We start from the raw sequence: 26,066 nt of genomic DNA, 5'->3' as shown, positions 1-26,066 counted from the left end.
CAACCAATGAGTGCTGTAATTGAAATTCAACATGTAACAAAACAAATAAAAGGGAAAACCATCATTGATCAGTTAAGCTTTGATGTACATCGTGGCGAGGTTTTTGGTTTTCTTGGACCGAATGGTGCTGGGAAAACGACAACAATCCGTATGATTGTTGGATTAATTGGGATTACAGAGGGAGATATCAAAATTTGTGGGCACAGTATTCGTACTGATTTTGAGAAGGCGGTAAGTCATGTCGGGGCGATCGTAGAGAATCCTGAAATGTATAAGTTCATGAGTGGCTATGATAATCTTCTTCATTTTGCGAGAATGTCTTCCAATGTGTCAAAGGAAAAAATAGCAGAAATCGTAGAATTAGTAGGTTTGACTGATAGAATTAAGGATAAGGTTAAAACGTATTCGCTCGGGATGAGGCAGAGATTGGGCTTAGCGCAATGCTTGCTCCATGACCCAGATGTATTAATTTTAGATGAGCCGACGAATGGACTTGATCCAGCTGGAATTAGAGAAATAAGAGATCATATAAGAATGCTTGCACGGGAAAGAAATATGGCAGTGATCGTTTCTAGTCATTTATTATCGGAAATGGAAATGATGTGTGATCGCATCGGGATTATTCAAAAAGGGAAGCTTATCGATGTGCAAATGGTCCATGATTTTGTTAATGGAGATGTGAAAACCTACCAATTTGAAATTCGTGAACAACAGGAGAAAGCTAGAGAGATTCTCATACATTCTCACCCTCAAATTTCTGTTGATGTGACAAATGATGGAGTCGCAATAACTATAACAAAAGAAGAGATTCCTTCAATTGTTAAGACTCTTGTCAATGCTGACATCTCTTTATACGGAATTGAAGAAGTCACAAAATCACTAGAAGACCGATTCTTAGAGATTACAAAGGAAAAAGTAGGTGCAGCCCATGTTTAAATTGATCCAGAACGAGTTAATGAAAATTTTTAAACGACCAGGAACGTATGTCATGATTGGGCTTCTGATCTTGATGTCCTTAGTTGCAGGGGCATTTATGAAATATCAGGATAGTGGCGGGACGGTCCCTGATAATCAAGAGTGGAAACAAGGATTGCAATTGGAAAATACCAGTTTGCAAAAACAGGTTGAAGAAATGGAAGGACAGATTCCCGATTCGCAAATTGAGTATTATAGGGAGCAGATAGCCCTTAATGAATATCGCATTGAACATGAGCTTTCGCCAAATGTTGACTATTCTGTTTGGGAATTTGTCAATGATGTTTTGCCGATTATTGAATTTGCTGGAATGTTCACCATTATTATTGCGGCAGGAATTGTCGCTAGTGAATTTAATTGGGGGACGATCAAGCTTTTGCTGATCCGACCAGTCAGTAGGGCGAAAATTCTTATTGCTAAGTATTTAACAGTCCTTATCTTTGCTTTTATTGTAGTAGCGGTTTCTTTTAGCTTCTCAACATTACTTGGCTTCATATTATTTGGTGGACCAGATAGTGCGAACCCGTATTTAAATTATCATCAAGGAACGGTCACAGAACAGAGTATGTTTCTCCACCTATTAATGACGTATGGGCTAAATTCTGTCAGCATGGTCATGCTTGCTACGATGGCTTTTATGATCTCAGCGGTCTTTAGAAGTAGCTCACTTGCGATTGGAATTTCCCTTTTCCTTATGTTTACCGGAGCACAGCTTACCCAGTTAGTTGCAATGAAATACGACTGGGCGAAATATTCTCTATTTGCTAATACCGATTTAACACAATATTTTGAAGGATACCCAATGCTCGAGGGAATGACGTTACCCTTTTCACTCATCGTTCTCGCTGTTTATTTTATCTTGTTCCAATTACTTGCTCATTTTGTTTTCAAAAAACGCGATGTGGCAGCATAATCAAAAACCCACCAGTGTGCGCTGGTGGGTTTTTGATTTCCAGAGAACAAAATCAACAGTATGCCTATTGCGAATCTTTCTGAAATGGTTTAATTAGGTTAACTTTTTTTCAAAAGGTTTTCATAGACAGTTGCTAAGGCTTGTTCAAATTTTCCTGTTCGTTTTGGTTCATAGTACATTTTATTTTTAATTCGGTCAGGGAGATATTGTTGTTTAACCCAACCATTTTCGTAATTATGAGGATATAAATATTCTAATCCACGGCCTAATTCCTGTGTGCCTTGATAATGTGCATCCTTTAAATGATCAGGTACCTCTCCGCTAATTCCTTTGCGAAGATCAGAAATGGCTTGATCAATGGCCATAATAGCTGAATTTGATTTGGGAGATAAACAGAGTTCAATGACGGCGTTAGCCAAAGGGATTCTCGCTTCAGGAAATCCAACCCTTTCCGCGGTTTCAATCGCTGCCAATGTTCTTGCCCCAGCTTGTGGACTGGCAAGACCAATATCCTCATAGGCAATGACAAGCATTCTGCGACTAATGCTCTGTAAGTCCCCTGCTTCAATTAATCGAGCTAAGTAATGAAGGGCGGCATTGACATCACTACCTCGAATCGATTTCTGAAAGGCCGAAAGCACATCATAGTGCCCATCCCCGTCTTTATCATGAGTAAAGCTCTTTTTTTGCATACATTCCTCTGCAATCGCAAGGTCGATATGGATCGTTCCATCTTCATCCTTTTCAGTTGAGACGACGGCAAGTTCTAATGCATTTAATGAGCTACGAACATCCCCATTCGACCCAGTTGCAAGATGGAGCAGTGCTTCTTCAGTTATATCAATCGAATCCTTCCCAAGTCCTCTGTCTTGATCAGCGATAGCTCGTTTTAATGCATCGACAATTTCATTGATTGTTAACGGTTTAAGTTCAAAAATTTGACAGCGGCTTCGAATTGCAGGATTGATGGCGTGATACGGATTGCTTGTAGTGGCCCCGATTAAAACAATTGAGCCATTTTCGAGATGTGGAAGGAGAAAATCCTGCTTGCCTTTATCAAGTCGATGGACCTCATCTAAAAGGAGGATCACCTTTCCAGACATTTTCGCCTCTGCTGCGACAATTTCTAAATCCTTCTTATTATTTGTTACCGCATTTAACATGCGAAAAGCAAATTTGGTACTTCCTGCAATCGCACTCGCAATCGAGGTTTTTCCAATTCCTGGTGGTCCGTAGAGGATCATCGAAGAGAGTTGTTTTGCTTTGACCATGCGGTGAATGATTTTTCCTTCTCCTACGAGATGGGTTTGACCAATAATTTCATCTATAGTTCTAGGTCTCATGCGAAAGGCAAGAGGCTTAACATTCATACCAATCTCTCCATTTTCTTAAAGTGTAGACGATTTCTTTCTTTAACCATAACATGTGGAACATACATTTGCATACTGATGATTTGAGGATGTAAAAACGATTTTTGGCTCACTTTCGAAATATAGTTTCGCATGAAATGTGCCAAAAATCAGCTGGTCTTAACCGCATGCCTCATGAAGTTGTGCTATAATGGCTATTGCCTATCAAATTAATCAGGATTTTGGTAATATTTATATCATAGATCCTTTACGTAAAAAAATATCGTCACGGGTCCTTCGGATACGAATCATCTGTGTGAAAAGAATGGGGATATCATCGATGGGGAAACGGCGAAAGGGACAGGTTGGTCCGAGATTTGTTATTTATATTTTAGGTTTATTAACGATGTCTTTAGGTCTTGTTTTATTAATTAAAGCTGATTTAGGAGCGACTCCTTGGGATGTATTACATGTCGGTTTATACTATCAATTAGGATTAACGATTGGGAGCTGGTCAGTGATTGTCGGAATATTTATTTTACTGGCGGCTGCACTTATCTCGAAGGAATTTCCACAAGTTGGAGCGTTCATGAATATGATCCTAGTTGGTCTTTTTATTGATATGTATTTTATCCTTCCTTTCATACAAACGCCGGAGGGACTGGTAGGTAAACTTCTTATGTTTAGTAGTGGCATCATTCTTAATGGCTATGGAATGGGCCTATATATATCAGCTCAATTTGGTGCTGGACCGCGAGATAGCTTGATGATTGCGTTGACATCTAAGACTGGTTGGAAAGTACGCAATGTAAGAGGGGTTATGGAAATACTCGTTCTTCTTGTTGGCTGGTGGTTAGGTGGTCCGATTTTTTGGGGAACGATTATTATCGGTCTAATGATTGGACCGCTGGCAGGGATATGTCTACCTCAGTGTCACAAGTTGACAGAGCATTGGTTATTGCATTTAAAAGAAAAAAAGATGGTAGTAGAGCATTCACAAACTGAATCAAAACGAGGTGCGAGTTTATGAAAATTTCAACTAAAGGTCGCTATGGATTAACGATTATGATCGAATTAGCGAAAAAGCATGGGGATGGCCCGATCTCTTTAAAAGCGATTGCACAAGCAAACGATTTGTCGGAACATTATTTAGAGCAATTGATTGCGCCATTAAGAAATGCTGGGCTCGTTAAGAGTATCCGTGGTGCATATGGTGGATATGTATTGGCAGATGAACCTTCAAACATCACTTCAGGGGATATCATTCGTGTACTTGAAGGACCGATTACTCCTGTTGAAGGAATTGAGGATGAAGAGCCAGCAAAAAGGGAATTATGGATACGAATTCGAGATGCAGTTAAAGATGTATTAGAGAATACAACATTAGAAGACCTAGCCAATCACACCGATAATGGCGAGTCTGACGCTTATATGTTTTATATTTAATTTGGAGTGACGGGAATTTAGTCTTGTAAGAGAATAGTTAGAAGGTGAACGAAAATTGGAACAGATTTATGTAGATCATGCTGCGACTGCACCGATGCACCCGCAGGTGATTGACGTGATAACAAAGGTGATGGCTCAGCAATATGGAAACCCGTCTAGCATCCATACCTTTGGTCGCAAAGCGCGACATATTGTCGATGAAGCAAGAGAGCAATTAGCGAAAAGTATTGGTGCGCACCCAAATGAAATCATTATAACGAGCGGTGGAACAGAGGCAGATAACTATGCATTAATTGGGGTAGCACAAGCCAATCAGCAAACAGGTAAGCATATTATTACAACAGAAATTGAACACCACGCAGTCCTTCATACATGTCAGCAACTTGAAAAAAGGGGCTTTGAAGTAACATATTTACCCGTCGATGCGGAAGGAAGAATTTCGATCGACGATTTAAAAAAAGCTCTGCGTGATGACACGATTCTTGTGTCTATTATGTTTGGAAATAATGAAGTAGGAACGATACAACCGATTAAGGAAATTGGGGATTTGCTAAAAGAACATCAAGCATTGTTTCATACAGATGCGGTTCAAGCCTACGGATTAGTCAGTATTGATGTGAGTGAAACAAATATTGACTTATTAAGTGTGTCTGCCCATAAAATTAACGGACCTAAAGGAATTGGATTTTTATATGTTCGCAATAATGTGTTGCTCTCACCACTTATTTTTGGTGGGGAACAAGAAAGAAAAAGACGTGCAGGAACGGAAAATGTTGCTTCAATTGCAGGTTTTCAAGAAGCGGTAAAAGTGGCTCAAAGTGAACGAGATCAGAAGGTGAAAAAATATCAACAGTTTAAACAAATCATGATCGAAGATTTGAAAACACACGAAATTGATTTCTCCGTAAACGGATCACTTGAAAATTCTCTCCCCCATGTTTTAAACTTAAGCTTTCCAGGAACAAATGTGGAAGCGATGCTGGTCAATTTAGACTTAGTAGGAATTGCTGCCTCAAGTGGCTCAGCATGTACGGCTGGTAGCATCGATCCATCACATGTACTGGTTGCGATGTTCGGAAGCCATTCCGAAAAATTGCGAAATTCGATCCGCTTTAGTTTTGGTCTTTATAACACGACTGAACAAATTCACAAAGTAGCAAGTGCAACGGCTGAAATTGTGAAGCGGCTAACCAATAAATAGGCTAGGGAAGTAAATGAGGTGAAGAAAGTGACCAAGGATCCAAAGGACACGAGGGTTGTTGTCGGGATGTCTGGTGGAGTCGATTCGTCTGTGGCAGCATTATTGTTAAAACAGCAAGGATATGATGTCATCGGGATATTCATGAAAAACTGGGATGATACGGATGAGTTTGGCGTCTGTACGGCAACAGAGGATTATAATGATGTAATCCGCGTATGTAACCAAATTGGCATCCCTTACTATGCTGTTAATTTCGAGAAACAGTATTGGGATAAGGTATTTACGTACTTTTTAGATGAATATAAAGCAGGACGAACGCCGAATCCAGACGTTATGTGTAATAAAGAAATTAAGTTCAAAGCATTTTTAGAACATGCGGTTAATCTAGGTGCAGACTATTTGGCAACTGGTCATTATGCCCGTGTCGATCGGGAAAATGGGGAAGTCAAAATGCTTCGTGGCATAGATGAAAATAAGGATCAAACCTATTTCCTTAATCAACTTTCTCAAGAGCAACTAGAAAAAGTAATGTTCCCAATCGGTGATATTGAAAAATCAAAGGTTCGAGAAATTGCAATGGAAGCGGGCTTAGCTACGGCTACGAAAAAAGATAGCACAGGGATTTGTTTCATTGGAGAACGTAATTTCAAGGAGTTTTTAAGTAATTACTTACCTGCTCAGCCAGGCAATATGGAAACGCTAGAAGGTGAAGTAGTCGGAAAACATGACGGTTTGATGTATTATACGATTGGTCAGCGCCATGGGCTAGGCATTGGTGGCTCTGGTGAACCATGGTTTGCCATCGGCAAAGACTTAAAGCGCAATGTCCTTTATGTTGGGCAAAGCTTCCACAATGAAAAGCTCTACTCAGATTCAATTATAGCGACTGATGTGAGTTGGGTATCAAATACTTCAAAAGCTGATTCATTTGCATGTACGGCTAAATTTCGATACCGTCAACCTGATAATAACGTAACCGTACAAACATTAGAGGATGGCAAAGTAAAGGTGAGCTTCGATGAACCGATACGTGCTGTTACCCCTGGACAAGCGGTTGTTTTCTACAATGGTGATGAATGCCTTGGTGGTGGAACAATTGATGAAGTCTACAAAGATGGCGAACGATTAACGTACGTTGGATAATATTTTAGGGAATGCCTCGATTCTTTAGGATCGGGGTGTTTTTGAATTCGTTTCTGACATAGGGAAGATATGCTATACTTTTGACTATAGGAGTGGAAATAGATGGACAAGAATCAACAAGGAATTCAATATATGCAAGAAGGAAAATGGGAAGAGGCAGCAAAAATCTTTATGGAAGCGATTGAGGAAAACCCAAAAGATGCTGTCTCTTACATTAATTTTGGCAATGTTCTTGCGGCAGTAGGCGAAAATGAGAAAGCTTTATCCTTTTTTGAAAAGGCAATTGAACTGGATAAAAGTGCTGCCGCTGCTTATTATAGTGCTGGAAATCTTTATTTTGAAAATGAAAACTTAGAGGCTGCGAAAAATATGTTTGAAAAAGCAATGCAGCAAGGCTTAAATTCGAGTGATAATTTTTTTATGCTTGGCTTAACTCTGGCACAGCTTGAACAGCCTCGTCTTGCTTTGCCTTATTTTCAACGAGCTGTGGAACTAACTCGTGATGATGCAGAAGCTCATTTCCAATACGGCTTATGTTTGGCAGGATTAGAGTTAATAGATGAAGCGATTGAACAATTTACAGTTTGTCTGCAAATAGATGAAAAACATGCCGATGCCTTTTACAATTTAGGTGTTGCATACGGGTATAAGGAAGATGGCGCTAAAGCTTTAGCAATGTTTGAAAAAGCATTGGAAGTTCAACCTGACCATATGTTAGCAGGATATGGGAAAAAACTGATGGAAAAAGATGAATAAGTAAAACTTTGCTTACGCTTAAAAGGAAGGAGGGGACATCTTTGGCAGAGCAGGAAAAGCTGGATCTATTTAACGAGGAAAGCAAGTATATGAAGGGAAAGCATCTCGTGACGATCTTCCATAACGAACAAAACCTTTACACTGTAATGAGAATTCGGGTAGAAGACACGAATGAAAATTACGAAGATAAGGAAGCGGTCATTACAGGCTATTTTCCAAAGGTTCATGAGGAAGAAACATATATTTTTTATGGGCAGATGAAGGAACATCCGAAGTTTGGACCACAGTTTCAAGTAGAACATTTTCGCAAGGAGCTTCCGCAAACAAAGCAAGGAGTCATTGCTTACCTATCTGGTGACTTGTTTAAAGGAATCGGGAAGAAGACAGCAGAAAATATTGTTAATACATTAGGTGAAGATGCCATTTCTCGTATTCTGTCCCAGCCTTCCATCCTTGATACTGTGCCGAAGCTTCCTTCTGAAAAAGCAAAGGAGCTTTATGATACGTTAATGGAGAATCAAGGTTTAGAGCAAGCGATGATTGCTTTAAATCAATATGGATTTGGCCCGCAAATCTCCATGAAAATTTATCAGGCATATAAGGAGCAGACAATAGAAGTGATTCAATCCAATCCCTATAAACTGGTCGAAGATGTAGAGGGAATTGGTTTTAGCCGTGCTGACGAGCTCGGTTATCAGATTGGAATTTCTGGGAACCATCCGGATCGAATTAAAGCTGGTTGCTTATATGTTTTAGAAAACGAATGTATGCAATCTGGCCACGTCTACATATCTGCCAAAAGTCTTCTCATCTCAGTGAAGAAGCTATTAGAAGATAATAAACGGGACTTGATTGAATTTACGGACATTTCCAATGAACTCGTGAAGCTTGAGGAAGAGGGGAAAATGATTATTGAAGATAAAAAAATCTATCTTCCCTCCCTTTATTTTTCCGAAAAAGGTGTCGTTACAAACATTAAACGAATCCTTCAGCAAAGAGAATATGATGAACAATTTCCTGAGTCTGAATTTTTATTAGCATTAGGTGAACTTGAGGAGAGATTAAAGGTTCAATATGCGCCGACACAGAAGGAAGCCATTCAAACAGCTTTAATGTCTCCTATGTTAATCTTAACGGGAGGACCTGGTACTGGGAAAACAACGGTCATCAAAGGGATTGTTGAGCTATATGGGGAATTACATGGCTGTTCATTGGATCCAAAAGATTACAAGGATGATGAGCCTTTTCCATTTCTATTGGCTGCACCAACAGGTCGTGCGGCAAAACGTATGACGGAGTCAACCGGTTTACCTGCTGTTACGATCCATCGCTTATTAGGTTGGAACGGTGTCGAAGGATTTAGCCGTGGCGAAGATGATCCGCTTGAAGGGAAAATATTGATCGTCGATGAAACTTCGATGCTTGATATATGGTTGGCAAACCAATTATTTAAGGCACTGCCTGATCAAATTCAAGTGATTCTTGTCGGAGATGAGGATCAATTACCATCAGTTGGACCTGGACAAGTGTTAAAGGACTTGCTTGATTCAAAGAGAATTCCTACCGTAAGGCTTACCGATATTTATCGGCAAGAGGAAGGTTCATCGATTATTGAATTAGCCCACAGCATTAAAAATGGCAAGCTTCCCGATGATATTTTAAAACCGCAAAAGGATCGATCTTTTATACGCTGTCATGCTGGACAAATTGGCGAAGTGGTTGAGAAAGTTGCTCAAAATGCGAAGAAGAAAGGCTATACGCAACGGGATATTCAAGTATTAGCGCCGATGTACAAGGGACCTGCTGGAATTGACAAACTGAACGAGATTGTCCAACAAATTTTTAATGATAATGATGACGGTTCACGGAAAGAATTGAAATTTGGCGATGTGAAATATCGTATCGGCGATAAAGTTCTTCAGCTTGTAAACCAACCTGAAAATCATGTATTTAATGGTGATATTGGTGAAATAGTTTCGATTTTTACTGCGAAGGAAAATACCGAAAAAGAAGATATGATCATTGTTTCTTTTGATGGAATTGAGGCCACCTATACACGTCAAGACTTAATGCAAATTACACATGCTTATTGTTGCTCGGTCCACAAGTCACAGGGAAGTGAATTTCCAATTGTCATCCTTCCGGTCGTTAAAAGCTATTATCGCATGCTGCGAAGAAACCTTATTTATACGGCGATTACGAGAAGTAAAAGCTCCCTCATTTTATGTGGAGAAGAAGATGCATTGCGAATGGCGATCGGACGTGTTGATGAGCAGACTCGATTAACATCTTTACAGGAAAAATTACAGGAAGCGATTGTCGGGATGAATTCAGCACAGTCGGAGGATTCTGAAACGAAAGTCGAACCAATTTTATACGAAGATACGATTGTCGATATTGATCCAATGATTGGAATGGAAAGTATGACGCCATATGATTTTATGGAGCAGGAAAAAATATAGAGTGCCAAGTTGGTGGTGCTCTTATTTTTTTGATTTAATGAAGAGCCGCAATTGTCCTTGAAAATCCCGCAATTAAAGGCCATTTACCCGCAATAACTAGGAAAACCCCCGCAATAATCTCTGATTTACCCGCAATCACCAACTAAACCCCCGCAATCCTGAGCAGAGCTATTCACAGTAGCACTACGACAAACAATCACCATTGGGTGACCACCTTTGGTAAACCTTTCTTTTAATGAAACTTTCCATCCTGCGAAAAACTATAACTGTTCGGAAAGGTGGGATATCTCCTGCGAACAGTTTCGATACTAAAAGGTCTCCCAATATATGTGAAGAGCTCTGGAGAGAAATTAGGAGAAGTTTGTGATATTTGTTTATCGGATCAAGGTGAAGTTGAAGGTGTGCTGGTCAAAAGAGGCGCTCTGTTTAAAAAGCCATGTCTCATTCCATTAAAGGACATTTCGTCATTTGGAACGGATGGGATCATGCTGGAAGATAAAATGGAGTTCCAACCAGTAAACAGTTCTTATCATGTCCTTGACGGAAAGGAAAAATTGGTGGGCAAGCCGTTATTGTCAGCAGAAGGCGAGCGACTGGGAATTCTCCAGGACGTATATTTTCACGAGGAACTGGGCACAATCTTAGGGTATGAATGTTCGGATGGCTTCTTTGCTGATATAACGGAAGGGAAGCGAGTTTTTAAAAGCGATGCTCCACCTAAAATTGGGAAAGACGCCATTATCGTAAATATACAAACATAAAATTTAGATAAGAGGGGTCTTTTGCCATGTTCAATTGTCCTAACTGTCAAAGTAAAGATATTGGTAAGATCGGAATCAATCAATATTACTGCTGGAACTGCTTCATTGAACTAACTGTGTCTCAAGGCATGATCAGCACACATCAAGTTGAAGAGGATGGATCCTTAAGTTCACTGGACGATCTTTTTGATGAGGATGTACGACGTTACATTCTTTAATCCGTTTGCTCCTCCCTTATACGGGGGGAGTTTTTTACCTTCTTAAAAGTATATTTTCACACCTGACTTCCACACTAACGATAAGGAGGTAGAAAGAATGGATAATCGATTCAGATGGCTTTATCGGTTCGGCTTTCTATTGTTATTATTTGTTCTTTTATATGTTTTTTTGAAGCTAAAGCCCATTTGGGTACCTTTTTTTCATATGATTGGCCTGATCCTTACACCCTTTCTGATTTCAGCATTTATCACTTATTTATTGCATCCAATCGTGGAAAAACTACATGAGACCTATTTCCCCCGCTGGTTATCAATCCTCGTCATATATTTTCTCTTCTTTGGTGGGATTGCTTTGGCTATTTATAAAGGCCTCCCAGCTTTTATTGTTCAGCTCAGAGATTTAGTGGAGAGTGCTCCAGAATTCGCAAATCAATATCGGAATTGGGTGTTCTTAATTCAAGAGCAAACTTCAGCTTGGCCGGAAGGGTTTCAAGATCGGGTTGACGATGGGATAATAGCAGCGGAAGCGGCGCTGGATCGAATGTTAACGAAGGTATTAGATTATCTCGTCGGGATATTAAATTCGCTGGTGATGATTGCGCTTATTCCTTTTATCACTTTTTACATGCTTAAAGATGTGGAATTGATGAAAAAAGCAGCATGGTACTTAACGCCAAGAAAATGGAGAAAGCGAGGAGTCCAATTTTTAAGAGATATTGATGAATCTTTAGGAGGCTATATTCGTGGGCAAATTTTAGTCGGTGCTTCCATCGGAACGATCGCTGCCCTTTTGTTTTGGTTTGTAAAAATGAAATACCCTTTACTACTTGGGGTGATTGTTGGCATTACCAATATTATCCCTTACTTTGGACCGATCATTGCGCTTGTGCCCATAACGATTATTGCCGCCACAATGTCGATGAAAATGGTCATTACTTCGATTATCATTGTATTCATATTGCAATTTCTAGAAGGAAATATTTTGTCTCCCCTTATTGTCGGAAAAAGTCTTCATATGCACCCATTGATGATCATGCTAGCACTTTTTGCTGGTGGAGAAATAGGCGGTGTTATTGGATTAATCGTAGGGGTTCCGATTCTTGCAATTTTAAAAGTAACCTTGCTCCACTCTAGAAATCACTTTATTCAGGCAAGGGTAAAAGGTTAAATATTGACAAACATAATTTTTACTCGCTATAATGCGTATAGGAATTAATAGGAAAACATGATGAAGGAACAAGTATGTTACAGTCCATCTGTAAAGAGAGGAATTTCCTTGGCTGAAAGAAATTCTAGATGAAGGGTAACAGAAGGCTAATCCAGAATGCAGGCTAATCCCTGCCGTAACCTTGCGTTAAAAGGCTTTGAGAGATGAATGAGGCTTATCATTCGTAATCAGGGTGGTACCGCGGAAGCAAAAGTTCTCGTCCCTGTTTAGGAATGGGGGCTTTTTTTATTTGTTAAAAACAGATAGGAGGAATAATAGATGAAGAATCTTACCGGTGCTGAAATACGTCGCATGTTTTTAGATTTTTTTAAGGAAAAAGGTCATGCTGTTGAACCGAGTGCTCCACTTGTCCCTCATGATGACCCATCCTTACTTTGGATTAACTCAGGAGTAGCGACATTAAAAAAATACTTTGATGGACGTGTTATTCCTGATAATCCGCGCATTACAAATGCCCAAAAATCAATTCGTACAAACGATATTGAAAATGTTGGTAAGACTGCTCGTCACCATACGTTCTTTGAAATGCTTGGAAACTTTTCCATCGGTGAATATTTCAAAGAAGAAGCAATTGCATGGGCTTGGGAATTTCTAACGGATAAAAAGTGGATCGGCTTTCGTCCAGAATTATTATCGGTCACGATTCATCCAGAAGATGAAGAAGCATTTGAATTATGGCGCAACAAAATTGGTGTACCTGAAGAACGTATCATTCGTTTAGAGGGGAACTTCTGGGATATTGGAGAAGGCCCAAGTGGTCCAAATACGGAGATCTTTTACGATCGTGGTGAAAAGTATGGCAATGATCCAGAAGATCCAGAATTATATCCAGGTGGAGAGAACGATCGTTATTTAGAAGTTTGGAATTTAGTGTTCTCCGAATTTAATCATAATCCAGATGGAACGTACACACCACTTCCAAAGAAGAATATTGATACAGGAATGGGTCTAGAACGGATGGCTTCTGTTGTTCAGGACGTTCCAACCAATTTTGATACAGATTTGTTTATCCCGATTATTCGCGCTACTGAAGAAATTTCTGGTGTAAAATATGGTCAAAATAAGGAAACAGATGTTGCTTTCAAAGTTGTTGCCGATCATATTCGTACAGTAGCCTTTGCTGTAGGGGACGGGGCGCTTCCATCTAATGAAGGGCGTGGGTATGTCTTACGACGTCTTCTCCGTCGTGCTGTTCGTTATGCAAAGCAAATTAATATTAACCGTCCATTTATGTTTGAATTGGTTCCTGTCGTTGGAGAAATTATGTCGGACTTCTATCCTGAAGTGAAAGGCAAAACCGATTTTATTCAAAAGGTAATTAAAAACGAAGAAGAACGTTTCCATGAAACACTCCATGAAGGCTTGAATATTTTAGCTTCGATTATGAAAAAAGAAAAAGATAATGGAAGCAACATGATTCAAGGCAAGGATGTTTTCCGTTTATACGACACCTATGGTTTTCCAGTTGAGCTTACAGAAGAGTATGCAGAAGAAGAAAGCATGAAAGTCGACCATGATGGTTTTGAGCTTGAAATGGAAGCACAAAGAGAACGGGCTCGTGCGGCAAGACAAGATGTTGATTCAATGCAAGTTCAAGGTGGCGTCTTAGGAGAGATCAAAGTAGAAAGCAAGTTTATTGGTTATGACAAGCTTCAAACAAATGCTACAGTGTTAGCAATTGTGAAAGATGGCCAACTTGTTCAAGCTGCACAAGCAGGAGAAGAAGTGCAAATTATCCTTGATGAAACACCATTTTACGCTGAGAGTGGTGGACAAATTGCGGATGAAGGTACACTTGAAGCTGATGGACTGAAGGTCTCTATCAAAGACGTGCAAAAAGCACCTAATGGTCAAAACCTTCATCGTGCAGTCGTAGAACAAGGAATATTAACGGAAAATGCGCAAATAATCGCAACTGTTCATGAACTAAATCGCAATAAGGTCATCAAAAATCACACAGCAACTCATTTATTACATCAAGCATTAAAAGATGTTCTCGGTACACATGTCAATCAGGCTGGTTCCCTCGTTCAAGCGGATCGTCTCCGCTTTGACTTCTCGCATTTTGGTCAAGTAAAAGCAGAGGAGCTTGAGCAAATTGAAGCAATCGTGAACGAGAAAATATGGCATGGACTTCATGTCAATATTGATTACAAAGGAATCGAAGAAGCGAAGGCAATGGGAGCAATGGCTCTATTTGGCGAGAAATATGGGGATATCGTCCGCGTTGTTCAAGTAGGAGATTACAGTTTAGAGCTTTGTGGAGGCTGTCATGTTCCGAATACTTCGGTCATTGGATTGTTTAAAATTGTTTCTGAAACTGGAATTGGAGCAGGAACGAGACGTATTGAAGCTGTGACAGGCGAAGCTGCTTATCAACAAATGAATGAACAGATCACCGTGTTAAAATCTGCTGGTGCTAAGCTTAAAGCGAATCCAAAAGATGTCGTGAATCGTATTGATGCGTTGCTTGCAGAAGTTAAACAATTGCAAAGAGAAAATGAATCGCTTGCTGCTAAGCTCGGCAATATTGAAGCAGGAAGCCTCGTCGATCAAGTGAAAGAAGTGAATGGGATAAAGGTTTTATCTGCAAAAGTTCAAGGAATGGACATGAATAATCTTCGTAATATGGCTGATGATTTAAAGCAAAAATTGGGCTCAGCAATCTTAGTTTTAGGTAGCGTTAATGAAGAGAAGGTCAATATCATTGCTGCCGTGACGAAAGATTTAATCGACCAAGGCTATCATGCAGGAAAGATTGTTAAGGAAGTAGCAACACGTTGCGGTGGTGGCGGTGGCGGCCGTCCAGATATGGCACAAGCTGGTGGTAAGGATCCAAACAAACTTGATGACGCTCTTGCAGCTGTAGAAGAATTTGTGAAATCTTTTTAAGACAGCGTTTTGTGTTTATAGCAAAGTAGTGTAAAATGTAGGTAACATATTCGACTTCACAAAATGGAATGCATGTAGATTGTGCACCAGTTATGAAAATGTTTTTTGAAAAAAATGCAAACGAATTTTACCAATGATCGTGAAAGAAAGAAAAGCGAGGTGCATACCATGAGCTCATTTGATAAGACAATGCGATTTAGTTTTCCGGAAGAGCCTTTTGAACATGATGTTAATGAAGTGCTGTTTGAAGTGTATGAGGCTCTTCAAGAAAAAGGGTACAATCCTATAAATCAAATTGTTGGTTACCTACTTTCAGGAGATCCGGCATATATACCGCGTCATCGGGATGCGAGAAATATCATTCGTAAACTTGAAAGAGACGAGATCATTGAAGAACTCGTGAAATCTTATTTGAAACGACAGCGAGAGGGATCATAATCTATGCGAATGATGGGACTAGACGTCGGCTCTAAAACAGTCGGCGTCGCTGTTAGTGATGAACTGGGGTGGACAGCCCAAGGCTTGGAGACCATTCGGATAAATGAAGAACAAAATATGTTTGGTTTTGAGCAAATTGGAAAAATTATTAATGACTATGATGTATCGAAAATCGTTGTTGGCATGCCAAAGAATATGAATGGCACGATCGGTCCTAGAGGTGAAGCGAGTCAATTTTATGGGAGCGAACTTGAAAAGAGATTCGGCTTACCTATCGTTTATTGGGATGAGCGTTTGACGACAATGGCTGCTGAAAGAGTCCTTCTTGAAGCAGATGTGAGTCGAAAAAAACGCAAAAAAGTGATCGATAAAATGGCAGCAGTCATGATTTTACAAGGATATTTAGACAGTCAAAAATAAAATGTTTAGAAAAAATGATGAGGTGAAAAAATGAACCACGGTGATAACAACATTACAGTAATTGATGAAGAAGGAAACGAACAGCTTTGTGAAATCTTATTTACCTTCGATTCTGATGAATTTAACAAGTCGTACGTTCTTTATTATCCAATTGGAGAAGATGATTCAGACGATGAGGAAATTGAAATTCATGCCTCCGCTTTCGTTCCATCTGAGGACAATAAAGACGGAGATCTTCAACCGATTGAAACAGAAGAAGAATGGGATTTAATTGAGGAAATGTTAAATACTTTCCTTGAAGAACAAGATGACGAATAGGAATTAATGAAAAAAGCTGGCGCTTAAGCGCCAGCTTTTTTCATGGTGTCAGTAACGTGTAAATGCTGATTTCCACCCCCTGAAATTTTCCAGCTTTTTTGTTGTCTTGTGACGAAAATAAGGTGTTTTTTGTCTTTTATTGCGATATTCTTAAAAAAAATATAGTATAATAATGCGAGATGTATGGATAGTAGAGGAAATGATATCCATTTTCTTTTATTGGGGGGAAATTGATGGCATCTGATGAAAAAAAATCAAAAAAGGATTATATGCGTGAGAAAATGATAGAACGTCAACAAGAAGCTAGAGTCGTACGAAAGATCGTCTTTATTATATCGATTGTGTTATTTTTACTTGTAGCTGGCACATTAACAGGAGGATACTTTTACATAAAAAGTGCCTTAGAACCAGTTGATCCAAAAAGCAAAACAGAAAAAGAGGTTGAAATCCCTATTGGATCTTCGGTCACAGGAATTTCGCAAATATTAGAGGATAATGGCATTATAAAAGATGCCAAAGTGTTTAAATACTACGTAAAGTTCAAGAATGAATCCGGCTTTATGGCCGGCGAGTATACAATGACACCTGCAATGACATTTCCAGAAATCATTGATAGCTTGAAAACAGGTAAAATTGCGGAGGAAGTGGTTTTTCAAATCGCAATCCCTGAAGGAAAACAGTTAAAAGAAATTGCTACGATCATTGGTGAAAAGACCGATCATGATGTGGATGAAGTATTTGCGCAATTAAATGATGAAGAATTTATTCGCAAAATGATGCAATTATATCCGAACCTTTTAACAGAAGAAATATTTAATGAAGAGATTAAATATCCTTTGGAAGGATACTTATTCCCTGCAACTTATCCTTATTATAAGGAAGACCCTTCGATTGAAGAAATTGTTACAGTCATGCTAGCGAAGACTCAAGATGTGATTGCAGAATATACAGGACCGATGACAGAAAAGGAGTATACTCCTCATCAGCTCTTAACGATGGCTTCACTTATTGAAGAAGAAGCAACCCAGCAGACAGAAAGAGATCAGATTGCGAGTGTTTTTTACAATCGCATGGATGTGGGCATGCCTCTACAAACCGATCCGACTGTTTTATATGCACTTGGAGAACATAAGGATAGAGTGTTATATGAGGATTTAGAAATTAATGATCCTTATAATACGTATGTGAATACAGGGTTAACACCTGGGCCAATTGCCAACGCAGGTGTATCTTCTATCGAAGCAGCGTTAGTCCCAGCAGAAACAGATTTCTTATATTTCTTAGCTACAGGTTCTGGAGAAGTGTTGTTCTCTAAAACATTAGATGAACATAATCAAAAGAAAGCAGAGCATATACAATAATCAAAAAAGCGAGGATGTCAGCGTACATTCTCGCTTTTTATAGAAAAATAAAACATTTTTCTAGACTTGCTTCGATTATTGTGATAACGAAACATTTATGCTAAAATAGAAAAAGTGTTTTATAGGACAGCCGATAGCGTGTATCACAGAAATGCTCGATTCCTTTTGATGGCTTAGCCCGTTTCCTAGCGAATCTACTTTTGTGAACGCTATTTTTTCATGTCTATAGATATGTAATCTTCCGTTTCATTGAAATTGGGAGAACTGAGGTGGGACAATAGATGCATGGAGAAATAGAGAAATATATTGAACAGATGATTCCGAAACGATCCGCTCTTTTTCAACAGATGGAAGAAGAAGCGAAAGAGCATCAAGTACCGATTATGGAATCGACTGGAATGGAGGCTCTTCTACAAATTCTGCGTATTTTGCAGCCTGCTTCCATTTTAGAGGTGGGAACAGCGATTGGATATTCGGCATTAAGAATGGCTGATGCTCTTCCGAATGCGACCATTGTGACGATTGAAAGGGACGAACAGCGTTATTTGAGAGCGGAGAGTTATTTTCAGCAATCAGGCAAACAAGAGCAAATCCATTTAATTAAAGGTGATGCGTTGGAAGTTGAAGCTGAGGTTAAGCGTTTAGCTCCATATCATGCCATTTTTATTGATGCTGCGAAAGGGCAGTACAAACGTTTTTTTGAAATGTATTCATCCTATTTAGCCGAGGATGGAATTATTGTTACAGATAATGTGTTATTTAAAGGGCTTGTTTGTGAGCCGCATATTGATAATCGGCGAATTCGGAGCTTAGCAAAGAAAATCAATGATTTTAATCAATGGCTTATGGGACATTCTCAATATGATACAGTCATCTTACCTGTTGGTGATGGCGTTGCGATAAGTAAAAAGAGGTGAAAGTAATGAAAAAACCTGAATTATTGGTGACACCTACAAGTGTTGACGATATTCTGTCATTGTCTGATGCAGGTGCGGATGCGTTTGTTATTGGTGAAGAACGATACGGGTTGAGACTTGCCGGGGAATTTTCAAAAGATGACATTGTAAAGGCTACAGAATCCGCTCATTCAAAAGGAAAAAAAGTGTATGTAGCTGTTAATGCGATTTTTCATAATGAAAAAATTGACGAGCTCTATGATTACTTGAAATTTGTTGATGAAGCAAATGTGGATGCAGTTATTTTTGGTGATCCGGCTGTTTTAATGGTGGCCAAAGAAGTGGCTCCTCAGTTAAAACTTCATTGGGGTACAGAGACGACGGGAACGAATTGGTATCATTGTAATTATTGGGGTAGAAAAGGGGCCAAACGTGCCATATTAGCTCGAGAATTAAGTATGGATGCGGTAATTGAAACAAAAGAGAATGCCGAAGTGGAAATCGAGATTCAAATTCATGGGATGACAGCGATGTTCCAATCAAAGCGCTCCTTGTTAGGGAATTACTTTGAATACCAAGGAAAAGCATTGGAAATCGAAAATCGTAAAGAAAACAAAAATATGTTTTTACATGATGAAGAGCGAGAAAATAAGTATCCCATTTTTGAGGATTCAAATGGTACGCATATTATGAGTCCAAATGATATTTGTATGATTGATGAGCTTCAAGATTTTATTGAAGCCGGTGTTGATAGTTTTAAAATTGATGGTATTTTGAAGAGCTCAGAATATATTGAGGCGGTAACAAGGCTATATCGTCAAGCAATTGATCTGTGTGTAAATGACCCCGATCAATACGAAGATGAGAAGGACGAATTTTTAGCTGAAATCGAAAAAATTCAACCACCAAACCGCAAACTCGACACAGGATTTTTCTTTAAGGAGACAGTATATTAAGGAGGTTCACGAATGCCTACAACGATGCAAGATCGAATTTCGAAAGTAATCGATGGAAAGCGTGTGATTGTGAAGAAACCGGAATTGCTCGCACCTGCGGGTAATCTTGAAAAATTAAAAATTGCGGTTCATTATGGTGCGGATGCCGTTTTTATAGGTGGTCAAGAGTACGGACTACGCTCAAACGCCGGTAACTTTACATTTGAAGAAATGAAAGAAGGCGTTGAATTTGCCAAAAAATATGGAGCGAAAATTTACGTAACGACCAATATATTTGCCCATAATGAAAATATTGCCGGTTTAGAAGAATATATTTTAGGGCTAAAAGAAACGGGGATTGCAGGTATTATCGTTGGCGATCCGCTGATTATCGAAACTTGTCGCAGATTAGCACCTGAAATAGAAGTACACTTAAGTACACAGCAATCTCTTTCAAACTGGAAGGCCGTACAGTTTTGGAAGGAAGAAGGCTTGGAGCGTGTCGTACTTGCCCGTGAAACAAGTGCCGAAGAAATTGAACTCATGAAGGAAAAGGTTGATATTGAAATTGAAACTTTCATTCATGGAGCAATGTGTATTGCCTATTCTGGTCGTTGTACATTAAGTAATCATATGACCGCTCGTGACTCAAATAGAGGAGGCTGCTGTCAATCTTGCCGTTGGGATTATGATTTATATGAACTGCAAGGGGAGCAAGAGATTTCTTTATATTCAGAAGGCGATGCCCCATTTGCTATGAGTCCTAAAGACTTAAAATTAATTGAGTCCATTCCACGAATGATCGAAATTGGAATTGATAGTTTGAAAATTGAAGGAAGAATGAAATCGATTCATTATGTAGCCACTGTTGTCAGCGTATATCGCAAAGTAATTGATGCATATTGTGCAGACCCTGACCATTTTAAAATTAAGCGTGAATGGTTAGAAGAGCTTGATAAGTGTGCGAATCGCGAGACGGCTCCTGCTTTCTTTGAAGGAGTTCCCGGGTATAAAGAGCAAATGTTTGGAAACCATAGCAAGAAGACGAAATTTGACTTTGTAGGGCTCGTACTCGATTACGATCCTGAAACAGAAATCGTGACGCTTCAACAGCGTAACTATTTCAAGCCAGGTCAAGAAGTAGAATTTTTCGGTCCAGAAATAAATAACTTTACACACGTCATTGAGAAGATTTGGGACGAGGATGGAAATGAGCTAGATGCAGCCCGACATCCACTACAAATTGTAAAATTTAAAGTGAACCAACCCGTTTACCCGAACAACATGATGCGAAAGGAGCTCTAATCAGATGCGCAAGCCTGTTGTCATTGGTGTAACCGGTGGGTCCGGTTCAGGTAAAACAAGTGTAACAAGGTCCATTTATAATCGTTTTAAAGGCCATTCTATTTTAATGATTGAACAAGATTCTTACTATAAGGACCAGTCACATCTCCCTTTTGAAGAACGTTTGAAGACGAACTACGATCATCCTCTTGCGTTTGATAATGATTTGTTATTTGAGCATATACGGTTACTCCAAAATAATCAGTCTATTGAAAAGCCTGTATACGATTATGCGTTACACACGCGCTCAGAAGAAGTCATTGTGGTGGAGCCAAGAGATGTAATCATCCTAGAGGGGATTCTCGTCTTAGAAGATGAACGCTTAAGAAGTATTATGGATATCAAGCTATTTGTCGACACAGATGCTGATATCCGCATTATTCGCCGTTTATCTAGAGACATTAAGGAGCGAGGTCGTACACTAGATTCTGTTATTGATCAGTACGTAAATGTCGTTCGCCCGATGCACAATCAATTTATCGAACCTACAAAGCGTTATGCTGATATTATCATTCCTGAAGGTGGACATAATCATGTAGCCATTGATTTGATGGTTACAAAGATTCAAACAATTCTTGAACAAAAATCATTTTTATGACACAATAGGCATTAAATAAGAAAAACGGTTTCAATGTACACTCCCAAAAAAGATCGGGATTGTTTTCACATATAGGCATTAACGTGCAATTTTTCTTATTTGCTTTTAACAAGGAGAATGTTTTCTCACATCCTTTTGCGCGCCCTAATAAATAAGGGCGCGCTCCTATGCATGATATGAATAGGGTGGACGCTTGTTACATATAGTATTTTTTAAATTGAGAGTGGAAATAAATCCTCCGGTTTAAAAAATACGATTTGAGTATAGAGTTTTCCCATGATGTTAAGTGGGAATGGATATGATTCCATTTGGATGAAATGTCCATCGCTCTAATGAGATAAAAATATAATACACACACAATCTATATGGGGGTTGTGAAACTAGAAGGAGTGAAGGATTTTGGCTACAGAGAAAGTATTCCCGATGACTTTAGCGGGGAAAGAAAAATTACAACAAGAATTAGAACATCTTAAATCAGTAAAGAGAAAAGAAGTGGTTGAGAGAATTAAAATCGCTCGTAGCTTTGGTGATTTATCTGAGAACTCTGAGTATGACTCTGCAAAAGAAGAACAGGCATTTGTGGAAGGTCGAATTACAACACTTGAAAATATGATCCGTAATGCGAAAATCATTGAAGAGGATGAGTTAAGTGGAGATGTTGTCACACTTGGCCGTTCTGTAACGTTTGTAGAACTTCCTGATGGAGAAGAAGAAACATATACGATTGTAGGTAGTGCAGAAGCAGATCCGTTCGAAGGTAAAATCTCGAATGACTCTCCGATTGCCAAAAGCTTATTAGGTAAAAAAGTTGATGATCAAGTTACCGTTCAAACCCCAGGTGGAGAAATGAACGTTCGTATTACAAAAATCCAATAATAAAGCCTTATAGAGATGGATCAAATGATCTCATTTTAGGTTTGAAACGGAAACACCTCGTCAAAACTCATGATGAGGTGTTTTTTATGTGGAGAAAAAGAGTAATTGTCATGATTGTCATTATTTTCTGTTTTGTGGCTCTATTAATGGGAAGACTTGTACAGTTGCAGCTTGTTTCAACTGAACGATTTTCCAAACATCAAGTCAATCTGATTGAGTCAAGTGTGAAGCAACGTTCACAAGAAATGATCATTGATAATGGGAGAGGGAGTTTTCTTGACCGAAACGGGGAGTATTTGGTCCATAAGAAAATGCCTGTACTTATTCTCTTTCCCTTTTTGAAGAATATGACGTGGGATGTAAAGAAAGTAGCAGACATCATCGAGGTATCGCCTTCGTCAATTAATCAAGCAGTAGAACAAGCAAAGGAACCAATTGCATTTGCAAATCCTGAGATTGTAACATTAACCGAGCAACAAATGCGTGAGGTGAATCAGTTAGAGATTCCTGGTGTATTTGCTGTTGAAAAGAAATATTCTTTGACCGATTATCCTGCAGAACAATTAATTGGTATTACCGGGCAAAATCCAAATACGATCCAAAAGCGATATCCAGATAAAGAATTACCTGTAAATACACTCGTTGGCCTTACAGGACTGGAAAAAAGCTTTGATGAATTTTTACTTCCTGATGGCGAGTCAAAGCTAGTCTATCACGTAGACGGCATTGGGGGACCGTTGTTTGGCATCAATGTTAAATATGTAGAGCCAGCGAATCCGTATTATCCGGTGAATGTGAAGACCACATTGGATAAGGAAAAACAAGAGATGGCTGAAGAACTCGTTGATAAACATGAGATCAAAAAAGGTGGGCTTGTTCTCCTTGATATTGAAACGAATTCTATCCTCTCGCTCGTTTCAAGGCCGAAAATTAATAAAAAGTCCCCATTTGATGAAGAGGGGATTCATAATATGATGGTCCGTCAACATATTCCCGGTTCCGTTTTTAAGACGGTTGTCGCTGCAGCAGCGATTGATCATGAACTGGATGATCCATCGAGAGAATTCGATTGTAATAAAACGATTATGGGAAATGAGGATCCGAATTATCAACATGGGATGCTCAATTTTACTGAGAGCTTTGCCTTAAGTTGTAATAACACTTTCGGGACATTGGCAAAGGAGCTAAAAGAGATCGATGAAGGGATTATTGAGGAGTATGCGGGGAAGCTTTCACTTCTTGGTCCAGTAGGATGGGAAGGGGATATTTATCATTTTGATCATTTTAAGCAGATTGCGGATGAAGATAAAGGTAGAATTTTTTTAGAAGAGTCTGCAAAAAAGGATGATAATTTTGTGAAAATGACCGGAATTGGACAGCATGAGGTACGTGTTACTCCACTTGCTATTGCCAATATGATGGCCACGATTGCACGGGGAGGGCATGCTGAAATGGTTCGAGTTGCAACAGGTATCGAATATCGTAATGGAACCTCGCTGCTGCCGTTTGAAGAGAAATCGCTAGCGAACGATGACATCTCACCATATACAGCGATGAAACTACAGAAGCTTCTCCGAGAGGTTGTCGTCAATGAGGAGGGAACTGGACGAGGTCTGCAAGGTCTCCCCTTTGAGGTAGCAGGGAAATCTGGGACAGCGGAAACAGGCATTATGGATGGAGAAAAACAATTATTAAATAAATGGTTTGCTGGCTACTTTCCGTTTGATAAACCAAAGTATGCACTTGTTGCCGTTAATTTAGGTGTAGATGATAGTGGCGGATCTGTGACGCCCCTTTACGCAGATATGGTGAAAGGCTTATACGAATTAGAGCATCATACAACGGAAAGAAACAGCAACTGAGTAGAGCCGTATTTTAAATTTTGTTACCTTTGGTCTATATTCGACAAATGATACGGTCTATTGCTTTATTTTATCTGGGCGATATATCCCTTCAAGTTTTCCCTAAGACATGATAGAATGTTGTCATCCTTAAAAGTGAAAGTAGCATAGATTGTGGTTTGGGGAGGCCGAAGTAATGAAAAATGAGTATGAAGGATCACGCTATAAGCGGCTTACGAAAGAACGAAAAAAGAATATTATTTTAAATAGTTTAATTGGTGTTGTTTTATTACTTATTATCGTTGTTTCCGTAAATGTATTTTCTGGAAACAAAGATGAAGAAACAGCAAAACCTGAAGAAAACGTAACAGAAGAGCCGGCAAAAACAGATGTGGAAGAATCATCAACGGAGGAAAAAGAACAGGAAGATTCACCAGTAGAGGAGACTGAACCGGCTACCGAAACAGAGGAAGAACCAGCAGGGGAAACAGTCGAAGAACCTTCTACTCCTTCTAAAGAGGAAGAAGTTGTGACTGAAGGTGGGACCGATTCAAATGTTATCCGAACTATTGTTAATCCTAGCTGGGAACCTGTTGGTACGGTGCAAACAGGAGAACATGTGAACCAGTATGATGGAGTGGACTGGGATGAAATGGTCAAGGCGATCCATTATGCAACAGGACTAGCGGAAAACAATATGACGATTCAATTTCTTGGAAATAACGGACCGAATAAATCTGTCGGAACCGTCTATTCAAAAGATAAATCGCAAATTTATCGCGTCTATATTGAATGGGTTGATGGCGGCGGCTGGAAACCGACAAAGGTAGAAGAATTATCAGAAATTCAATAACTGAAAAATATAAAAGGATGGATATTGGGAGTGAGTAAAATCGCCCGGTATTCATTCTTTTTTTATATTCTGAAAATGGGTAAATGAATTGCTTAGGACGAAACAGTGTGGTACATTAAGAACAGATTTTTCTTTAATTCATAGTATACTCATAGGAATTATTATAATTAAAATATGAATTTGGAGAGTGCGGTTATGGGAAAAGAATTTCTCGAGTTATTCGAACAATGGGCAGACCACTATGATCATACCGTAACGGGTCATGACCTTGAATATAAAGAAGTGTTTAAGCATTATGAAAAAATTCTTTCAGAGGTGGCAAAAGGTACCTATGGGCATGTAATCGAGTTTGGTCCTGGTACTGGGAATCTTACGGAGGAACTGCTTAAAAGAGGGCGAACAGTAACAGCCTTTGAACCATCACCTGCGATGAGAAAACGTGCGAAAGAAAAACTCGGAAATCGAGCCGCTATTAAAGAGGGCGATTTTCTCGAGTTTGAGCGTGTAACAAGCATACAATCGATCGTTAGCTCATACGCTTTTCATCATTTAACAGACAAAGAAAAAGCGGAGGCTATCGCTACTTATGGAAACATCCTTCATCCAGGTGGTAAAATAGTTTTTGCGGATACAATGTACGAGTCTGTTGAAGCATATAAAAGAGCGATTATGGACGCTAAAGAAAAAGGATTTCATAATCTAGCAGAAGATCTTGAGAGGGAATATTATACAACGATTCCTATTTTAAAAGAGATGATGGAAGCCAATGGCTTTACTGTATCTTTTGAAAAAATAAATGACTTTGTTTGGATTATGGAAGCAACAAAAATATGAGAAAGAGG

Annotated in this window: 25 protein-coding genes and 1 other annotated feature; of the genes, 24 read left to right on the top strand and 1 reads right to left on the bottom strand. The window is 39.2% G+C overall.

The genetic code is table 11. From position 1 onward, the window contains the following. Positions 1–6: 6 nt before the first annotated feature. Complete coding sequence (locus BMSHG_RS11650; RefSeq protein ID WP_019154632.1) at positions 7–936, top strand: ABC transporter ATP-binding protein; 930 nt, start codon at positions 7–9, stop codon at positions 934–936. Further along, the gene (locus BMSHG_RS11645) at positions 929–1,888 is read left to right on the top strand and encodes an ABC transporter permease (RefSeq protein ID WP_019154631.1); all 960 of its coding nucleotides are present in this window, start codon (positions 929–931) and stop codon (positions 1,886–1,888) included. Before BMSHG_RS11650 ends, BMSHG_RS11645 begins: the two co-directional genes overlap by 8 nt. A gap of 98 nt (positions 1,889–1,986) precedes the next feature. Here BMSHG_RS11645 and BMSHG_RS11640 read toward each other — a convergent pair whose 3' ends face one another. Further along, positions 1,987–3,258 (bottom strand): replication-associated recombination protein A, encoded by a 1,272-nt coding sequence (locus BMSHG_RS11640; RefSeq protein WP_019154630.1) that lies wholly within the window; start codon positions 3,256–3,258, stop codon positions 1,987–1,989. 319 nt (positions 3,259–3,577) lie between these two features. On the opposite strand from BMSHG_RS11640, the gene BMSHG_RS11635 reads away from it, so the two are divergent. The 22 genes from BMSHG_RS11635 to BMSHG_RS11525 all read left to right on the top strand — a co-directional run bounded on the left by BMSHG_RS11635 (position 3,578) and on the right by BMSHG_RS11525 (position 26,058). Further along, a complete protein-coding gene (locus BMSHG_RS11635) occupies positions 3,578–4,267 on the top strand; it encodes a YczE/YyaS/YitT family protein (protein WP_019154629.1) in 690 nt (229 codons plus the stop codon). Continuing rightward, positions 4,264–4,683, top strand: a complete 420-nt coding sequence (cymR, locus tag BMSHG_RS11630; RefSeq protein ID WP_019154628.1) for a cysteine metabolism transcriptional regulator CymR — start codon at positions 4,264–4,266, stop codon at positions 4,681–4,683. Before BMSHG_RS11635 ends, cymR begins: the two co-directional genes overlap by 4 nt. Positions 4,684–4,738: 55 nt before the next feature. Further along, positions 4,739–5,884 carry a cysteine desulfurase family protein gene (locus tag BMSHG_RS11625; protein ID WP_019154627.1) on the top strand — a complete coding sequence of 382 codons (1,146 nt, stop codon included), beginning with the start codon at positions 4,739–4,741 and terminating at the stop codon, positions 5,882–5,884. Positions 5,885–5,911: 27 nt separating this feature from the next. Then, positions 5,912–7,027, top strand: coding sequence for a tRNA 2-thiouridine(34) synthase MnmA (mnmA, locus tag BMSHG_RS11620; RefSeq protein ID WP_019154626.1), 1,116 nt, complete (start codon positions 5,912–5,914; stop codon positions 7,025–7,027). A gap of 102 nt (positions 7,028–7,129) precedes the next feature. Next, positions 7,130–7,783: a tetratricopeptide repeat protein gene (locus BMSHG_RS11615; protein WP_019154625.1), complete on the top strand. Its 654-nt coding sequence runs from the start codon at positions 7,130–7,132 to the stop codon at positions 7,781–7,783. Between the two features lie 41 nt (positions 7,784–7,824). Beyond that, positions 7,825–10,245, top strand: coding sequence for an SF1B family DNA helicase RecD2 (gene recD2 / locus BMSHG_RS11610; protein ID WP_019154624.1), 2,421 nt, complete (start codon positions 7,825–7,827; stop codon positions 10,243–10,245). Between the two features lie 278 nt (positions 10,246–10,523). Continuing rightward, complete coding sequence (locus BMSHG_RS11600) at positions 10,524–11,006, top strand: PRC-barrel domain-containing protein (RefSeq protein ID WP_316245665.1); 483 nt, start codon at positions 10,524–10,526, stop codon at positions 11,004–11,006. 26 nt (positions 11,007–11,032) lie between these two features. After that, a complete protein-coding gene (locus BMSHG_RS11595) occupies positions 11,033–11,224 on the top strand; it encodes a hypothetical protein (RefSeq protein WP_019154621.1) in 192 nt (63 codons plus the stop codon). Between the two features lie 97 nt (positions 11,225–11,321). Beyond that, entirely contained in the window at positions 11,322–12,392 is a 1,071-nt protein-coding gene (locus BMSHG_RS11590; protein ID WP_019154620.1) for an AI-2E family transporter, read from the top strand. Positions 12,393–12,443: 51 nt separating this feature from the next. Next, positions 12,444–12,659 (top strand) — a binding site (T-box leader). Between the two features lie 51 nt (positions 12,660–12,710). After that, positions 12,711–15,344 carry an alanine--tRNA ligase gene (gene alaS / locus BMSHG_RS11585; protein ID WP_019154619.1) on the top strand — a complete coding sequence of 878 codons (2,634 nt, stop codon included), beginning with the start codon at positions 12,711–12,713 and terminating at the stop codon, positions 15,342–15,344. 168 nt (positions 15,345–15,512) lie between these two features. Beyond that, on the top strand, positions 15,513–15,782 hold the full coding sequence (locus BMSHG_RS11580) for an IreB family regulatory phosphoprotein (protein WP_026073428.1): 270 nt from the start codon (positions 15,513–15,515) through the stop codon (positions 15,780–15,782). 3 nt (positions 15,783–15,785) lie between these two features. After that, positions 15,786–16,202, top strand: coding sequence for a Holliday junction resolvase RuvX (ruvX, locus tag BMSHG_RS11575; RefSeq protein ID WP_019154617.1), 417 nt, complete (start codon positions 15,786–15,788; stop codon positions 16,200–16,202). A gap of 30 nt (positions 16,203–16,232) precedes the next feature. Beyond that, positions 16,233–16,520, top strand: a complete 288-nt coding sequence (locus BMSHG_RS11570) for a DUF1292 domain-containing protein (protein ID WP_019154616.1) — start codon at positions 16,233–16,235, stop codon at positions 16,518–16,520. A gap of 233 nt (positions 16,521–16,753) precedes the next feature. Further along, positions 16,754–17,881 (top strand): endolytic transglycosylase MltG, encoded by a 1,128-nt coding sequence (mltG, locus tag BMSHG_RS11565; protein ID WP_019154615.1) that lies wholly within the window; start codon positions 16,754–16,756, stop codon positions 17,879–17,881. Between the two features lie 281 nt (positions 17,882–18,162). Beyond that, positions 18,163–18,798: an O-methyltransferase gene (locus BMSHG_RS11560; RefSeq protein ID WP_019154614.1), complete on the top strand. Its 636-nt coding sequence runs from the start codon at positions 18,163–18,165 to the stop codon at positions 18,796–18,798. Positions 18,799–18,803: 5 nt separating this feature from the next. Continuing rightward, on the top strand, positions 18,804–19,733 hold the full coding sequence (locus BMSHG_RS11555; RefSeq protein ID WP_019154613.1) for a peptidase U32 family protein: 930 nt from the start codon (positions 18,804–18,806) through the stop codon (positions 19,731–19,733). A 12-nt stretch (positions 19,734–19,745) separates the two neighbouring features. Beyond that, a complete protein-coding gene (locus BMSHG_RS11550) occupies positions 19,746–21,017 on the top strand; it encodes a peptidase U32 family protein (protein WP_019154612.1) in 1,272 nt (423 codons plus the stop codon). Between the two features lie 4 nt (positions 21,018–21,021). Next, the gene (gene udk, locus BMSHG_RS11545; protein WP_019154611.1) at positions 21,022–21,654 is read left to right on the top strand and encodes a uridine kinase; all 633 of its coding nucleotides are present in this window, start codon (positions 21,022–21,024) and stop codon (positions 21,652–21,654) included. Between the two features lie 399 nt (positions 21,655–22,053). Then, the gene (gene greA, locus BMSHG_RS11540) at positions 22,054–22,530 is read left to right on the top strand and encodes a transcription elongation factor GreA (protein ID WP_019154610.1); all 477 of its coding nucleotides are present in this window, start codon (positions 22,054–22,056) and stop codon (positions 22,528–22,530) included. An 86-nt stretch (positions 22,531–22,616) separates the two neighbouring features. Further along, positions 22,617–24,392, top strand: coding sequence for a peptidoglycan D,D-transpeptidase FtsI family protein (locus BMSHG_RS11535; RefSeq protein WP_019154609.1), 1,776 nt, complete (start codon positions 22,617–22,619; stop codon positions 24,390–24,392). A gap of 175 nt (positions 24,393–24,567) precedes the next feature. Next, positions 24,568–25,224, top strand: a complete 657-nt coding sequence (locus tag BMSHG_RS11530) for a YrrS family protein (protein ID WP_019154608.1) — start codon at positions 24,568–24,570, stop codon at positions 25,222–25,224. 195 nt (positions 25,225–25,419) lie between these two features. Then, positions 25,420–26,058, top strand: coding sequence for a class I SAM-dependent DNA methyltransferase (locus BMSHG_RS11525; RefSeq protein ID WP_019154607.1), 639 nt, complete (start codon positions 25,420–25,422; stop codon positions 26,056–26,058). The last annotated feature ends 8 nt before the right edge of the window (positions 26,059–26,066 follow it).

The organism is Robertmurraya massiliosenegalensis JC6, assembly GCF_000311725.1.
GTDB lineage: Bacteria > Bacillota > Bacilli > Bacillales > Cytobacillaceae > Robertmurraya > Robertmurraya massiliosenegalensis.
This window is presented reverse-complemented; position numbering and strand designations above follow the sequence as displayed.

Excerpts from the sequence above, each read along its gene's own strand:
- BMSHG_RS11650 (WP_019154632.1), top strand. The coding sequence starts at position 7 with ATGAGTGCTGTAATTGAAATTCAACATGTAACAAAACAAATAAAAGGG.
- BMSHG_RS11645 (WP_019154631.1), top strand. The coding sequence starts at position 929 with ATGTTTAAATTGATCCAGAACGAGTTAATGAAAATTTTTAAACGACCA.
- BMSHG_RS11640 (WP_019154630.1), bottom strand. The coding sequence starts at position 3,258 with ATGAATGTTAAGCCTCTTGCCTTTCGCATGAGACCTAGAACTATAGAT.
- BMSHG_RS11635 (WP_019154629.1), top strand. The coding sequence starts at position 3,578 with ATGGGGAAACGGCGAAAGGGACAGGTTGGTCCGAGATTTGTTATTTAT.
- cymR (WP_019154628.1), top strand. The coding sequence starts at position 4,264 with ATGAAAATTTCAACTAAAGGTCGCTATGGATTAACGATTATGATCGAA.
- BMSHG_RS11615 (WP_019154625.1), top strand. The coding sequence starts at position 7,130 with ATGGACAAGAATCAACAAGGAATTCAATATATGCAAGAAGGAAAATGG.
- BMSHG_RS11595 (WP_019154621.1), top strand. The coding sequence starts at position 11,033 with ATGTTCAATTGTCCTAACTGTCAAAGTAAAGATATTGGTAAGATCGGA.
- BMSHG_RS11590 (WP_019154620.1), top strand. The coding sequence starts at position 11,322 with ATGGATAATCGATTCAGATGGCTTTATCGGTTCGGCTTTCTATTGTTA.
- alaS (WP_019154619.1), top strand. The coding sequence starts at position 12,711 with ATGAAGAATCTTACCGGTGCTGAAATACGTCGCATGTTTTTAGATTTT.
- BMSHG_RS11580 (WP_026073428.1), top strand. The coding sequence starts at position 15,513 with ATGAGCTCATTTGATAAGACAATGCGATTTAGTTTTCCGGAAGAGCCT.
- ruvX (WP_019154617.1), top strand. The coding sequence starts at position 15,786 with ATGCGAATGATGGGACTAGACGTCGGCTCTAAAACAGTCGGCGTCGCT.
- BMSHG_RS11570 (WP_019154616.1), top strand. The coding sequence starts at position 16,233 with ATGAACCACGGTGATAACAACATTACAGTAATTGATGAAGAAGGAAAC.
- mltG (WP_019154615.1), top strand. The coding sequence starts at position 16,754 with ATGGCATCTGATGAAAAAAAATCAAAAAAGGATTATATGCGTGAGAAA.
- BMSHG_RS11560 (WP_019154614.1), top strand. The coding sequence starts at position 18,163 with ATGCATGGAGAAATAGAGAAATATATTGAACAGATGATTCCGAAACGA.
- BMSHG_RS11555 (WP_019154613.1), top strand. The coding sequence starts at position 18,804 with ATGAAAAAACCTGAATTATTGGTGACACCTACAAGTGTTGACGATATT.
- BMSHG_RS11550 (WP_019154612.1), top strand. The coding sequence starts at position 19,746 with ATGCCTACAACGATGCAAGATCGAATTTCGAAAGTAATCGATGGAAAG.
- udk (WP_019154611.1), top strand. The coding sequence starts at position 21,022 with ATGCGCAAGCCTGTTGTCATTGGTGTAACCGGTGGGTCCGGTTCAGGT.
- BMSHG_RS11535 (WP_019154609.1), top strand. The coding sequence starts at position 22,617 with ATGTGGAGAAAAAGAGTAATTGTCATGATTGTCATTATTTTCTGTTTT.
- BMSHG_RS11530 (WP_019154608.1), top strand. The coding sequence starts at position 24,568 with ATGAAAAATGAGTATGAAGGATCACGCTATAAGCGGCTTACGAAAGAA.
- BMSHG_RS11525 (WP_019154607.1), top strand. The coding sequence starts at position 25,420 with ATGGGAAAAGAATTTCTCGAGTTATTCGAACAATGGGCAGACCACTAT.